We start from the raw sequence: 13,418 nt of genomic DNA, 5'->3' as shown, positions 1-13,418 counted from the left end.
ACGCAGTTCGGACGGATAGGCGGGGGTGAATCTCTGCTTCGTCATAGGGCTCATCCTTTGAGTGTTTTACTCTCCGGTAAACCCGGGGCGGTTCATAGAGACGCCACACTGCATCAGATGCCTCGGCTACCCGATCTTCAAGTTCCGTGAGATCGGCGACGCTCTCGCGGAATTCCTCGAGTTGGCCTTCGTCGAAGCTGGCTTCTATTAACTCCATATACTCTTCGAAGCGTAACTCGCGTTGAGCGAAATAGAGAAAGGTACGACCGCCTAAGACCGGCTTGGTCGCCCGGCTCTGGATAAGCACGAAGTCGGTTAGGCCGAAGCGCTTCACCCGCCGCGCGATCAACTCCACCGCCTCGGCAGCAGTCGTTTCGTCTGGAAACCCCCAGAGAATATGTCGGACCCCGATCTTGCGCTCGCTTGTGAGTGCGCCCTGCGTCATGGGCCTGATCTCGACCGGTTTGCCATCCGCATCGAGAGTGATCGTGCCGGCGTCAACTTCGAACGGGGCTGAAGCGGCAAATTCAGCATAGGGCGTGGCGAGTTCGTGCCATTCCACCGAAAGCAGGATCAGGCGGATGTCGGTGTTCTTGACTAGAAATTTATCACGCAGCAGTGCGACATATTTGTAGAGTTCTTGAATCGCTTCGCGCGCTGCAGCATCGGTTCGCTTAATCTCTATGATCACGAGCTTGCCCGCCGCATCACGCGCGAAGATGTCGAGGAAACCCGAAGCGCCCTGCTTGTTTGGAAGATGAGATTCGGTGTCGACCAGCGACAAGCCTGATTCAACCATGTCGAGATCGGCAGCGATATGATCACGGATGGTCGCTTCAGTATACTTTGGATTTTTCATGTTGGTTTAGTTGCCCTTTGCTTGTCGCGTGCCAGGGCTGTCAAAAAGGGCAAGCATCGCGTCACCAGCCAACTTAAAATTTCTGCAAGTCAATTATCTAATTAATTCGGTTCAAATAAATGATCTAACTGCTCGCGACAGCCTCAATTCAAACATTTTAGTACCTGACTACGTCGGCCTGCTTGCGCTCGCACCGAACGAGCCAATCGTGAAGTAGCACAATCCGAACAAACGCAGCGAATGTCTCCTTTTACGAGCCGCGCCGCCACGGCGGGATACATCGGTCAATGGCAGCAATGGGCCGTTTGTGCCATCGCTTGGTCTACAGCCCCCCTGGTCTTCCACTGCGGCGCCGACCACCACGGTCAGGCTGCCCCCTGGGCCGCCCAGGCGGATGCGCTCAGCCATGGACGTCATCGAATCTGCGCTATGGCTTCAGGCCACCTTCGCTCGCTTTGCCGCTGGCGCGCCGTGTTTTTCCCAAAACGTAGCACCATTGTAGCACCAGGACCTGCAAATGCAGCGGCGCCCCTGCGGGCGCCATGTAAGGATTTGATAACACTAAGGATTTTGGTTGCGGGGGCTGGAGTTGGACTTTATCGAACTTTTCCGCTCTATGTTAGCGGCACCTGCGGCCGACCAACAGCATCTGGAGCAAGGCTTTGACAAGAAAAGATTTCAAGCGCTTCGTGATTTATGCACGCAGCGCGACCGATAGCGATGGCGGGCAGGCGATAGAGGCCCAACTTGAAGTCTGCCGCCACTTCGTTGAGCAGGAAGGCGGCAGCGTCGTCGCGGAATGCACGGATGCGGCGGCATCGGGGTTATCCACTGAACATCCTGGTCTTCAAAAAGCTCTTTCCATCGCAGCTGCGGGAAAGTGCGACGCACTTGTGGTCCAAGACTTGTCGCGGATATCGCGCGACCTGGCGCAATGCATCCATATCGACCAGCGCCTGAAAGATGCCGATGTTGAACTACAGGCGGTCCATAAACTGATGGGCCTGCCAAGAACCGCCACTCCCACAGAAAGATGACCAAGCCGGAGTCGGTTTCGAACTGCATCATTCATGCCTGCGTAGCACGGCCGCAGCGGCTTCTATTTATCGCCCCAATGCATCGAGTACGCGCTGTACAGTTTCTGCCAGCCCCTCGTCCGTCTTGAGCTCGCATTCCCAGACGACCAGCACGCGCCAGCCGAGCGCGCGTAGGGCCTCGTCCTTCTCCGCATCCCGGCGCACGTTCCCCTCCAGCTTCGGTCGCCAATAGTCAAGGTTCGACCTGGGAAGCCGACCCGCTGTACAACCCTCGTGCTGGTGCCAGAAGCAACCGCGCACCTGGACGGCGAGCCTATGCCGCGGGAAGACCACGTCAGGTTTGCCCGGCAGATCCTTCCGGCAGACGCGGAAGCGCAGGCCCATCCTGTGCAGAGCTGAGCGCAGCCGCAGCTCGGGTTTGGTGTCCCGCCCCTTGATCTTCGCCATGTTGCGGGACCGGCGCTCTGGGTCGATGGTGTCGGCCAAGGCTCAGGGCGCGTGGGCCGCGATCAGGTCGCGGACCTCCTGGATGGTCAGGCAGGGCTTCTGCGAATGGATGACGCGGTGGCAGCCGGCGCAGACCATTGCCATGTCCTCGACCAACGTGACACTGTCCGGTTGGAGTTCTTCGATCGGGACTGTGTGGTGTGCTTCCATCGCACGCTCGCCAGCGTTACCGTAGACCTCCACCGGGACGGTCCCACACGCCTCGCACCGAAGCTTGCCGCCATGGACATGGCGATAATGATCGCGGACCTGCTTCGCGAACTTCCGGTCCCGCTCTTTGTAGGTGTGCAATCGCGTCAGGATTCGGCCCTCTTTGCCCGCGATCTGCTCCGCCTCGACCTCGGGCCCGTCCTCTGCAGCCAGGAGCACCCTCACGGCGCCGGCATTCGTGGGTCCAAAGCGTTTCACCTTGAGGGCGATCAACGCATCCGCCGTGCGGCGCAGTTCGCCCGTGTTGACGCCGGTCGATATGGCGTCGGCGTGCGCAGTGATCGCGGCGGCAAGGTCAGGGTCACGTGCTGCGATTTCCGCCACGTTTGCTATGTCGCCGGCCAGCGCGGCGAGACTGTCGTCCAGTTGGAACTGTGCCTTGCTGTGAAGAATGGAGGCGCGAAGCGGGGCGAGGACGATGGTCATACCATCGTCCTCCAGCACGTCAAAGTCCATCTGCTGAACTAGGAACTTCTTGTTTTCCAGCGGGAATGAGACATGCCCCAGCTTGTCTGAACGCGCTGGCTCGTGCAGCCCGGCGACGGCCATCACGAGTTGCGGCAGATGCAGTTTCGATCGGTCGTTCGGCGCGCGCTTACGGAGCCGCGGTTTGCCCTGCGCCTGCTTGCCGTATACCTCGGAATCGATGCGGATACCGAGCTGGTCAAAGTCGACAACGACGTCACGATCCATCAGCGAGTCCGCCGGTACGAACTCGAACTCGCCCCGCCCGCCGGACGGGCGCCAGTGGACCTCACAGGTCGTCATGCGGGCATTAACCTCACGTCAATCGCTCTCCTGCTATGCCGGCGAGAACAAAGCGGGACCGAAATACCCTATTTTGTTATTGACCGGACTGCGATACTCTAGATAGAGATAAGGGCTAAAATGCCAGGTTCACAAGGGGGAAATCGAGCTGACCTACTCCGTCGCATCATTCTTCTCCGGTATCGGAGGTCTGGACCTCGGTCTGGAGCGGGCGGGGTTCACGCTCAACTTCCACTGCGAGGTCAAGCCGTTCTGCCGCGAGATACTCGCCCAGCACTGGCCCGACCTCCCCGTGAGCGAGGACATCAGGAAGCTAGATGAGACAGACATCCCTCAAGCTGACGTATGGGCAGCAGGATTCCCATGCCAAGATCTCTCGCTTGCAAGAATGGGGCCAAGATCTGGGCTTCGAGGGAGCCAGTCTGGACTCTTTCACGAGTTTATGCGGCTCGTTCGAGGACGCATGCCAAGAGCAATTATCCTCGAGAACGTGCACGGGCTTCTCTCTAGCCACGGAGGACGAGACTTCGCCGTCGTACTCAAGGCGCTGGACGAACTCGGGTATGGTGTCGCATGGCGTGTGCTTAACAGCAAAGACTTCGGAGTCCCCCAGCAGCGCCGTCGCGTCTACATTGTTGCCATGCATCGAGACGGGCGAGGTCCCGGAGAAGTACTTTTTGAGCCCGAATGCGGCGACTGGCATCCTAAGAAGGGTAGATCGAATGGGCCGAAATCTCCCTCCCTCTTTCAGACGATCATTGGAGATACTGAGCGGGGCCCGCTCGTAAAGAGCATCGCCCACTGCATTTACGCGGAGTCTGCACGGCATACAGGCACCGATTGGTCAAGAAACTATGTTTGGTATCCTGACGGACGGGTCCGCCGCTTCACACCAAACGAGGTGGAGCGCGTTCAAGGCTTCCCGGAAGACTGGACCCTGCCATTACATTTCGATGACCGTCAGGCCGATCGGATCGACAGCCTAAGGTATCATGCAGTCGGAAATGCGGTGACGCCGCCGGTCGCGGAATGGGTAGGACGGCGCTTATACCAAGCGATCGAAGCGCAAGAGGTCGAGTTCGTGCGTAAAATGGGTGCAGTAGCGGCTGAATAACGTAGGGTTGACCCCGCGCGCCGGGGCGCGCGGGGAAGGCGCGGTTAGTCGGCCACGGTGGTCGTGTCGGTCTCGGCGGCGGCATCGGTGGCCTTGGCCGCGGCCTCTTTCTCGCACTGGGCGCGGCCGCGCTCGGCCGCGCGGCGCGCCAGTTCTGCCGCGACCACCTCTTCGACGCCCTCCTGCGGGCGCAGGGGGTGGCCGGCGATGCGGCGGCGGTTCTTGGCGCTGGCCAGCAGCTCGATCTGGATGAAGAACGCCTTCAGGGTCTCGACTTCCTCGTTCTCGTCCAAAAACCCGAGCCATTCGTCGATGGTCTCGGCAATGGCCTCGCGGCGCTCGCGCTCCTTCTGGCTGAGCTTGCGCGACTCGCGATCGGCCACAGCGACGATGCGATTCAGCTTGCGCTTCATGCTTTCGTTCATCAGCTGGTCGATGCTGGTGGCGTTGCGGCGGGTCTTGCCGGTGGGGATGGTGAAGTCAGTCATAAGAACACCTTTCGTCTCGTATTGGCGGTTGGGCCCGGCGGTCGGATCATCCGGCGCCTTCAGGGCTGGCCAACATATTTTTCTCTTCGCACCGCCCCCAAAACGCGCCGAAGAACTTTTGAGGAACTTTCTCACAACCACCTGTTTTCAATAGATTCATTTTTCCATTCAGGGCGCCCGCACTAGCGGCGCCCCGTTTCACCGGAAAGATTTCGCCCGGGATCGCGTCCGTCCCGGCCCGGAGCGCTGCGCTCGGCGCGCATGGTCCGGGCGACCGCAATCTTCAACGCTTGCCCGACGCGCTCGCGCAGGTCCTGCGGCAGGGTCTGGGCCGCCTTGGCGATCGCCTCGCGCGCCTGCTGGACACTGTCCAGCGCCTCGGCGAACTCGGCCTCCGCCCGCCTGCGGGCGTCGGCCTCGGCCCGAGCCGTGAGCCGGCGCAACGCCATGCGGAACGCCTTGCGTGCGCGCTGGAACCCGCCCGTGGCCTTGCGATCGGGCGGGAAGACAGGGGGCGCCGGCGGCGCATCCTTTACGGGCTCGGGCGCAACCTCGCGCCCGTCTTCGTTCATCCGCCCTGCGGCGACGGCATCGGCATAGTCGATCACCGCCTGCGCCTCGTCCTCGCGGGCCGCGACCTCGCGGCGCCTGTCTTCGACCTCGGTCGCCTTCCTGGCGAGGCGCAACTCCTCTTGCCGACGCCATTCGGCCGGGCGGACATGGCGCCGCTGCTTTGGCGGCTCCTGGCCCGAGGCCAGCGCATTGCGGATGGCCTGGGCCCGGCGTTCGCCACGGGTCAGGCCGATCTCGGCGAACCATGCGCCCACGCTGTCCTGGGCCGCCTCGTAATCCTTGATCATCGGGTGGATCGAGGGCTGCAACATCCGCCGCGTGGCGCCTTTGATCTCTACCGTCGCGCGCGGCATGATCACGGCGTGGATGTGATAGGCCTGCTCATCGAGATCGGCGCGCGCATGGATGACATCGTCGTCGAAATGGTGCTTGAGCCAGGCCACGGCCCGCTCCTCGAACGCCACCTCGCGCGGGTTGCGGTCGCTTTCGCCCAGGAACTCGGACAGGTCGCCCTCGAACCACTCCCGATTGGCCGTCAGGATCACTTCGCGCAGGGGGCCGTGCCGGGATGCCCGCCAGGGATCCTTGGGCCCTTCGGCCAGGCGGCGGCGAAGATCCTTGCGGCGCTTGCGCCGTTCCAGCGCCTCCAGTTCCTCGGCGAAGTTCTCCGACCGCATCTCGGCGATCTCGGCCAGGGCCTGCTCGGCCCAGTCTGCCTCCCCGATGAGCCGGCGATTGAGCTGCGACCGCGTCCGATCCACATGGCCGAGATCGCCACCCTTGCGCAGGCGGTGGGCCTCGTAGCCGCCCAGGTCCTCGGGGTGCAGGCCTTCGAACCTCAGCACCACCGGGAATGCATCGCGCGTGTCTTTCGTCATCAAGGACCTCCTTCTGTCAGGGCAGGAAGGAGATCGGTCGATTGCCCGCGGCGGCGTAACGATCTTGCTGCAGAAAGATGTGCGGGGGTGGAGGCGTGATTACTCACTAATCAGCTCGCACTCCCGCGCCTGGCGGCGCGTCCGTTCGAGCTGTCGTTCGCCCGGGGCGCTGCCCCGGGACCCCGCCCTCCGGGGGCTCCTGCGCGGAGGGCGGCAGGGGCTCTCGCCGCTCCTGCACCCCGGCGCCTCCCGGCGGGCCGAGGGGCGGTTCGCCACCCCCTCTGGACACCCCGGGCGTCTCCGACGGCTTGGGGCCCGTTCCGCACGCCCCCAAGACCCCCAGGCTCCCGGGGGAGGCCGTTCCGCACTCCTCCCCCAAACCCCCACCGGCGCGCGCTGCCCGCGCCGGGCCAAGGGGGCCGCACCCTCTGGACACCCCCGTCAGGTCGCGCAGGCCCCGGGGAAACAGGGACAGGCGACCGGACCCAGCGCACAGCGCGCGCAGCAGGGCTGTCGCGCGCGCTGTGCGCCGGGCCGGTCCCGGAAACACAGGCGGGCGGCGATCTTCTCATCCCATCAAGGAGTTGCCTGATGCTCGACCAAACCCGATCCAGACCGCCCGCACCGGACTGGAGCGCTGCCCTTTCCCACGGCACCGTCCTGTCCTGCCGCTTTCCGCTGTCTCCCGACGCCCCCAAACGGGACGCGCCCCCGCGGCCGTGCCTGGTGCTCGATATCGAGACCCTCGGCGGGCGCCGGTTCGCCGTGATTGCCCCGGGCCTTCCGCGCCCGGACACGCGCCAACGCGGGCTTGCCATCGACATCGCCGACGGCGCGGAACTCGTCCGGGCCGGCCTCTGGCGCCCGATCCGGTTCCTCGCCGACAAGCGGCTGCTCATCTCCGTCGGCAATACCCGCGTCTTCCCCGCCCGCGACACCACCGGGCCGGTGCGGGGCCGTCTTTCGGGCGCCTCGTTCGAACGGATGAACGCCGTGCGTGCCCGCCTCCATGCCGAGCGCGACATCGCCGCAGAACGCCGCCGGGACCGCGACGCGGCCCGCCGCCACCGCCCCGCGCCGGCCCTTCCACACCGCCTGCCGGCCCGATCCAGCCCCAACCAGAGGAGCGCCTGACATGTCAGCCCCCCAATCGACTCCCACCGCACAGCAGCCCCATTGGCGCGACAGCCTGCAGATCGGCGATGTGCTCTGGTATGCGCCGACCTATCCGGCCGGCGTCCCGGTGCCCGAGCGGCTGCGCGAACCGCGTGTCGTCGTCGATATCCTGGAGACCGCCCGCGGCCGGCTGGTCTTCCTTGCCACCGCGGACGCCGAAAAGGGGCCGGTCCTGACCGAGGATGAGCGCAAGGCCGTGGCCGACGGCACCCCGGTGCAGATCGGCCGCGACCGGCTGGCCCGGTTCTTCGAGCATCCGCTGTGCTACACGCTGCCCGACCCGCGGGCCGCAGGCATGCCGTTGCCGTCGCCCGTCATCGGGCGCCTGACGGACCCGGCGCTGGACAAGCTCAAGGCCATCCGCCAGGGCCTGCGCGCGATCTTCCACATCTTGGGCACGGGGTTGGTCCGGTCCCGCAAGGTCGAGCTCTCCGTCCCTGACGGCACCGGACGTTTGGCGATCACGCTTCCCGCCAGCCTCCCCGCCGGCCGCACGAAGGCCCGCCTGCACTGAGCGCGGGGCCCGCCCTCCCGACACGGAGGGCGGGTCCCCCCGCTCACCCTCTCAATCCAAGGAAACCCCCATGCTTCACACCCCGACATCCATCCCCAACGGCAACACCCACCGCGTCATCCACATCCAGGGCGACGGCTACCGCACCGATTTCGACCGCGTCGAGGACATCGCCGCCGATGCCCTGGCCGACGCCCGCGCCGCCATCGAGGTCTTGCGTGGACTGCCCTACGATCACTTCAAGCCGCTCCAGCCCCGCCTGGAACGGCTGGCCGACCGCGTCGCCCGGCGCAAGGCGCTCGACGACGAGTTCCGCACAACCTGCGAGACGCTGCTGCGCGATCTCGCCCGCATCGACCCGGACGACACCGCCGCCCGCTCCCTCGACCACGCGATGCGCCTGCTGCGCGAGGCCCTGAACGCCTCCCACCGCGTCGCCGACCTGCTGGCCGCCGAACGCGATATCGGACGCTCCCGCGGGTTCGAGGGGTGATGCCATGATGAATGGTTCCAACGGGGCGCGATCGCCCCCGGCCTTCACTCGGTGCCGCGGACCAGCTCACCGCCGCACCCGGGCGCGCCGCAATCCACCCTTCTGCTGCAACAGAGCGGCGCGCCTAAGACAGCGCTTTGTGCTTCCTCAGAAGCGTCTTACCCAATGATCGTGTTAGGGCATTGTCTGTTGCTGATCCTGGAGCGATCTACCGCTAAATGTTGCCCTCACCTGCACTTGCTCCTAGAGCCAGAACGCAAGCTTCAAATCAAGCAGATTTGTCGCAGATACCCTTAAGATTCAAGGTTTTCTGTCGACCCTTCCAACTTAGTCGAGTACACTACGCACAAATAAGTTCGCTATATGTTCTTATCTTGGCGGGCAGGAGCTTGGTATTGGGTAAGGTTAGCGCGACTATACTAGGGGCAATCATCGGCGGATTTGCCGCTGTCGCAGCAATTGTGTTCTGGTTTGGCTGGGGGCTTCCGGGGCAAGGCCAGGCTGCTTACATCGACCCCACGAGAGCGGACTACATTGACCTACTGCTGACCGTGGCGACGATTTTCCTGGGTGCCGTTGGCTTGACCGTGACAGTTGGGGCGCTCGTCGTTGGTCTCGTCGCCCTCAAGACGCTGCGCGAGATCAAAGAAGAGGCGGCGGACGGCGCCAAGGATGCCGCAGCCCAAAAGATCAACGAGACGATGGCAACTGAACTCGAGCCTAATGTTAAAGCGAAGGTGGATGAGGCGCTCCCAACAGCACTTCAGGCTGCGCTGCTGAATGACGAGTTGGGACACAAGATCATGAGCGAGATGGCCCAGCGGGGCGAACTCGATGAAGTGCTTGAGCGCGTCGCGATGCGGATACAGGGCGGTGGGCCAGAGGCCTACACGGACAATGGGAATGAATATGCAGACGACGAAGGCGGACAAGCCTGACAATACAGGAGGGAGAAACCATGGACGGAAATATGCACAGCATGGCGGCGTCAAATGGCTGGGAAGTCAAGTCGCCTTCCCGGGAATACCTGAACCTTTCGCCCGAGGTGCGGGCAGAAATTGACGAATACCTGTCTACGCATCCGGTCAAGCTCGGCGCCATCGCCAAGCGACTGGGCGTCAAGGTCTTGCTTTCGACCCTGCCACGCGGCACCTCTGGCCAAATCGGCCAAGAAAACGGTGATTTCGTCATCCGCATCAACCGGCATGAAGCCAAACATCGCCAGCGCTTCACGCTCGCCCATGAGCTGGCACATTACCTCCTCCACCGCGATCTGATCGTGGCCGAAGGTGGCTGGTCGGAGAATGTTCTGCTGCGCTCGGGGCAGCCCGCAAACGTCGAATACGAGGCCAATCGGCTCGCATCTGACCTCGTCATCCCATCCGCGCAGCTTGCCGAGGCCACCGCTGAATACTCTGGGCCGATGACACCCGAGGTGATTGAGGACCTCGCCCGTCGCTTTGGCGTCTCCACGGCTGCGATGGAAATCAAACTCCAAATGGTGTGAGGAGGCGGAACGGGCAATGGATGTTCAGGAGTATCTGGTTACGTTGGGCATCCGCCCGGCCGAACTTAGCGGCCTAAAAGAACTGCCGGGTACAACGAAAAACCGGCTAACACCACTCGTGCTGTTAGCTCCTTGGCTGGCAACATCGCCTCTGTCTCGAGCATTGGACAAGTTTGAGGAAGCTTATCCGTCGCGCCCTTACTTCATCGACGTAGACACCTACTACAGAGCCAACGACAAGCCTAATGAGGCAAAAGAACTCTGGGCGCGGCTGGCCGCCAAACCGGCAGACCTTGATGCGTGGTGGAACCTTCTTTCGGAGTATCCGCAAGCCAACCCTTGCTTACTTATGGCAGACCGCACGATTGAAAGCGCGCGGGAGCAGATTGTTTGGGCCCGGGAGCATGACCGGACCTTTTGCCTGCGAATGAATCTTGCTGAGGGCATAGGCTCGGGCATCCCGCAGTGGATGCCGACCCTAGTGGCAGAACTGGCGGCAGAGGGTGCGAATGACTATGCTGTCGTGTTCGAATTTGGCTGGGTTCCTGACCCACTCCTCGTGGCAGCCCTAGCCAGCGGATACACCAACAGTTTCTTTGGAACGATTCCGCCGGAGGTGCCGATTGCAATCTCTTGCACCTCTTTTCCCAAGGACTTCACAGTATTCGACGGGACAGCGGTTTGTGGCTTTGCGAACCGCGATCTACTCGTCCAGGTGCAACAGGCAACTAACCACCCGAGGATCATCTACGGCGATTGGGGGACGACCAAACCCCGGAGCTATGGCCATGCCAGCCAGCCCAAGAACCGTATCGACTACCCAACAGACACCTCGTGGATAATCGCACGCGACCAGATAAACGAGGTATCATTCCAAGTCGCAGCGCAACGAATATTGGATAGCGGCTACTGGGCCGGGAACCTTGGGATTTGGGGCGAACAGCTCATCGAAGGTACAGCGGCGGGACAAGCGTTCGCAATCGACACCATGCCCAAGATGTATGCGGCGAGGATCAACATTCACCTCCATCGGCAAGCTTTCTATGGCCACCTTCCGCCGCCCGAAGCGCTAGATGAGGAGTGGAGCGACGACGATTTTTGAATTCTTAGATCAAGCACATAGCTGCATTCCGCACTAAAGGCGGATTTAGGGCAAGTCGCGCCCGATTCTCCTTTTCTCTAATCGGCCCGCGCCGCTTTTGCGACGCGGGCCTGCTGCTTGGTGTCCCGCCTTATGCCTCCGCGCCGTGCGGTTTGCCTGGTGTCGGCGTCTCGGCGCCTTGGTCATCTCTGTCTCTCGCGCTTCGGTTTTTGACCGTCCAAAGCGGAAGGAGACCCGGATGGCCCTGGAGCGACTGATCGACCTGATCGCAGAGCAAGCCGCGCGGGAGCTGGCGGCCATTCTTGCGGGCTTTTGGTCGCAGCGCCCGCACGCTAGGATTGCAATCGGGCGATCATAGGGCAAACATGTGCGCCGGATCACCGCACCCTCCCGGGCGAGGCTGCGGCGATCCCGCGGCACGGAACCACAGGGAAAGCGATGACCCAAGCCCCGACGCGCGCGGCGATCTACGCGCGCTATTCCACCGACAAGCAGAACCCGATGTCGATCGAGGACCAAGTTTATCAGTGCCGGACGCTGGCGCGCCGGAAGGGCTGGGAGGTGGTCGAGGAATACACCGACCGGGAACTGTCCAGCGCCTTGCGCGACCGCCCCGGGTTCCAGCGGCTGGTGGGCGACCTCGGCGCCGGCAAGTTCGACACGGTGCTGGCCGAGAGCATGGACCGGATCAGCCGGGACAATGTGGATATCGCCGACCTGTGGAAACGCACCGCGCACCACGGCATCGAGATCCACACGCTCGACCAGGGCAAGATGGATTTCATCAAGACGGCGTTCTCGGGGATCATGGGCACGATGTTCCTGGAAGCCTTGGCCGAGAAGACGCGCCGCGGCCAGGCGGGCCTGGTGCGCAAGGGCAAGAATCCCGGCGGCCTACCCTATGGCTATCGCGTGCCTGTAGGCGCTGACGGGCTGCGCCAGACGGGGGAGTTGGCGGTCGTGCCGGAAGAGGCCGCCGTCATCCGGCGCATCTTCACCGACTACGCGGCGGGCCACTCTCCGCTGAAGATCGCTGCACGGCTGAACGAGGACGGCATCCCGGCCCCCCGTGGGCGCGGCGCTGGTTCAGGGCACTGGAAACAGAACACACTGAACGGCAACCGGCAGCGCGGCACCGGGATCCTGAACAACGAGCTTTATGTCGGCAAACGGGTATGGAACCGGCTGTCCTACCGCCGCGACCCGGACACGCGGAGGCGCGTCTCGCGGCTGAACGATCCCGAGGAATGGCAGGTCTTCGATGTCCCGCATCTGCGCATCCTCGACGACGACCTCTGGAACGCGGTCAAGGAGCGGCAGAAGGCCTATCACCTGAAGAGCGAGGACGCGCCCGCTACGGACCGGAACCGGCTGTCTGCCAGCCAGGGGCTGCGACGCCGCAAATATCTGCTGTCCGGGCTTCTGCGCTGCGGCCTGTGCGGCGGCACCCTGACCGTGGCCGGCAGCGGCAAGACGCGGCGCTACTACTGCGCGAACGCCAAGGAGAAAGGCCCGGCGGTTTGCAAGGGGATGACCGGGATCAAGCAGAACCTGGCCGAGGAGACCGTGATCAACGGGCTCCAGCACGAACTGATGCAGGACTGGGCGTATGAACGGTTCCGCACGCAGGTGGCCCAACACCTCAAGGAACAGTCCCGCGCTGCCAGCGACGAACAGCGCCTGTATGAGCGGCTGATTTCTGAGAAGGAGACGACCCGGGGCAACCTGATGACGGCCCTGAAGCGGGGTCTGATCGACGACGAGAGCATCGCCGAGGTGAATGAGCTGAACGCGGAGTTGAAGCGCCTGCGGGCGAAGCTGGACGGGCTGACGCCCGAGCCCGTGGTATTGCCCGACGACCTGCCGCAGCGTTGGCAGGCCTATGTGGCGGGGCTGGTGCGGACTCTGTCGCAGGAGGAGATCGTGGGGCGGGCGGCGGACGCGCTGCACACGCTTTTGGATCGTGTGTCAGTGCATCCGCACCCGGAGGACCGTCGCGGTCATATCGTTGAGATCGAGGGGGACATCGTGCAGATGCTGATGGCAGCGCACCCTGAGGCGCGGGCCGGGTATGATGCTGCGCGTTGTTCGCTCAAGTTGGTTGCGGGGGTAGGATTTGAACCTACGACCTTCAGGTTATGAGCCTGACGAGCTACCGGGCTGCTCCACCCCGCGCTGGTTATGGATTGAGA

The 13,418-nt window shown here is 63.2% G+C and carries 14 protein-coding genes and 1 tRNA gene; 9 read left to right on the top strand and 6 right to left on the bottom strand.

Annotation, left to right across the window (positions count from 1 at the left end):
* Positions 1–859, bottom strand: an 859-nt coding sequence (locus tag EV656_RS16255) for an endonuclease NucS domain-containing protein (RefSeq protein ID WP_132605815.1), incomplete at its 3' end; no start/stop codon positions are given.
* A 662-nt stretch (positions 860–1,521) separates the two neighbouring features.
* Between EV656_RS16255 and EV656_RS16250 the strand changes: the two genes are divergently transcribed.
* Positions 1,522–1,896, top strand: coding sequence for a recombinase family protein (locus EV656_RS16250; RefSeq protein ID WP_165919030.1), 375 nt, complete (start codon positions 1,522–1,524; stop codon positions 1,894–1,896).
* Positions 1,897–1,962: 66 nt separating this feature from the next.
* Here the strand turns inward: EV656_RS16250 and EV656_RS16245 are convergent, their stop codons facing one another.
* Positions 1,963–2,382, bottom strand: a complete 420-nt coding sequence (locus EV656_RS16245) for a very short patch repair endonuclease (protein WP_132605811.1) — start codon at positions 2,380–2,382, stop codon at positions 1,963–1,965.
* 3 nt (positions 2,383–2,385) lie between these two features.
* Positions 2,386–3,381: an HNH endonuclease gene (locus EV656_RS16240; RefSeq protein ID WP_132605809.1), complete on the bottom strand. Its 996-nt coding sequence runs from the start codon at positions 3,379–3,381 to the stop codon at positions 2,386–2,388.
* 142 nt (positions 3,382–3,523) lie between these two features.
* Between EV656_RS16240 and EV656_RS16980 the strand changes: the two genes are divergently transcribed.
* On the top strand, positions 3,524–4,495 hold the full coding sequence (locus tag EV656_RS16980) for a DNA cytosine methyltransferase (RefSeq protein ID WP_132605819.1): 972 nt from the start codon (positions 3,524–3,526) through the stop codon (positions 4,493–4,495).
* A gap of 44 nt (positions 4,496–4,539) precedes the next feature.
* Here EV656_RS16980 and EV656_RS16230 read toward each other — a convergent pair whose 3' ends face one another.
* Together EV656_RS16230 and EV656_RS16225 are read right to left on the bottom strand one after the other, a co-directional pair.
* A complete protein-coding gene (locus EV656_RS16230) occupies positions 4,540–4,983 on the bottom strand; it encodes a hypothetical protein (RefSeq protein WP_132605807.1) in 444 nt (147 codons plus the stop codon).
* A 182-nt stretch (positions 4,984–5,165) separates the two neighbouring features.
* Positions 5,166–6,434 (bottom strand): plasmid recombination protein, encoded by a 1,269-nt coding sequence (locus EV656_RS16225; protein ID WP_132605805.1) that lies wholly within the window; start codon positions 6,432–6,434, stop codon positions 5,166–5,168.
* A gap of 591 nt (positions 6,435–7,025) precedes the next feature.
* Here EV656_RS16225 and EV656_RS16220 point away from each other — a divergent pair.
* The 7 genes from EV656_RS16220 to EV656_RS16190 all read left to right on the top strand — a co-directional run bounded on the left by EV656_RS16220 (position 7,026) and on the right by EV656_RS16190 (position 13,368).
* Complete coding sequence (locus EV656_RS16220) at positions 7,026–7,568, top strand: hypothetical protein (protein ID WP_132605803.1); 543 nt, start codon at positions 7,026–7,028, stop codon at positions 7,566–7,568.
* 1 nt (position 7,569) lies between these two features.
* The gene (locus tag EV656_RS16215; RefSeq protein ID WP_132605801.1) at positions 7,570–8,124 is read left to right on the top strand and encodes a hypothetical protein; all 555 of its coding nucleotides are present in this window, start codon (positions 7,570–7,572) and stop codon (positions 8,122–8,124) included.
* A 70-nt stretch (positions 8,125–8,194) separates the two neighbouring features.
* A complete protein-coding gene (locus EV656_RS16210) occupies positions 8,195–8,617 on the top strand; it encodes a hypothetical protein (protein ID WP_132605799.1) in 423 nt (140 codons plus the stop codon).
* A 395-nt stretch (positions 8,618–9,012) separates the two neighbouring features.
* Positions 9,013–9,555, top strand: coding sequence for a hypothetical protein (locus EV656_RS16205; RefSeq protein WP_132605797.1), 543 nt, complete (start codon positions 9,013–9,015; stop codon positions 9,553–9,555).
* A 20-nt stretch (positions 9,556–9,575) separates the two neighbouring features.
* A complete protein-coding gene (locus tag EV656_RS16200; RefSeq protein ID WP_132605795.1) occupies positions 9,576–10,124 on the top strand; it encodes an ImmA/IrrE family metallo-endopeptidase in 549 nt (182 codons plus the stop codon).
* 16 nt (positions 10,125–10,140) lie between these two features.
* Complete coding sequence (locus EV656_RS16195; RefSeq protein WP_132605793.1) at positions 10,141–11,226, top strand: beta family protein; 1,086 nt, start codon at positions 10,141–10,143, stop codon at positions 11,224–11,226.
* Between the two features lie 438 nt (positions 11,227–11,664).
* Entirely contained in the window at positions 11,665–13,368 is a 1,704-nt protein-coding gene (locus EV656_RS16190; RefSeq protein WP_132605817.1) for a recombinase family protein, read from the top strand.
* Here the strand turns inward: EV656_RS16190 and EV656_RS16185 are convergent.
* Positions 13,325–13,401 (bottom strand) — tRNA-Met (locus EV656_RS16185). The two genes, EV656_RS16190 and EV656_RS16185, sit on opposite strands and share 44 nt — an antisense overlap.
* Positions 13,402–13,418 lie beyond the last annotated feature (17 nt).

Source organism: Rhodovulum adriaticum, from assembly GCF_004345735.1.
Lineage (GTDB): Bacteria > Pseudomonadota > Alphaproteobacteria > Rhodobacterales > Rhodobacteraceae > Rhodovulum > Rhodovulum adriaticum.
This window is presented reverse-complemented; position numbering and strand designations above follow the sequence as displayed.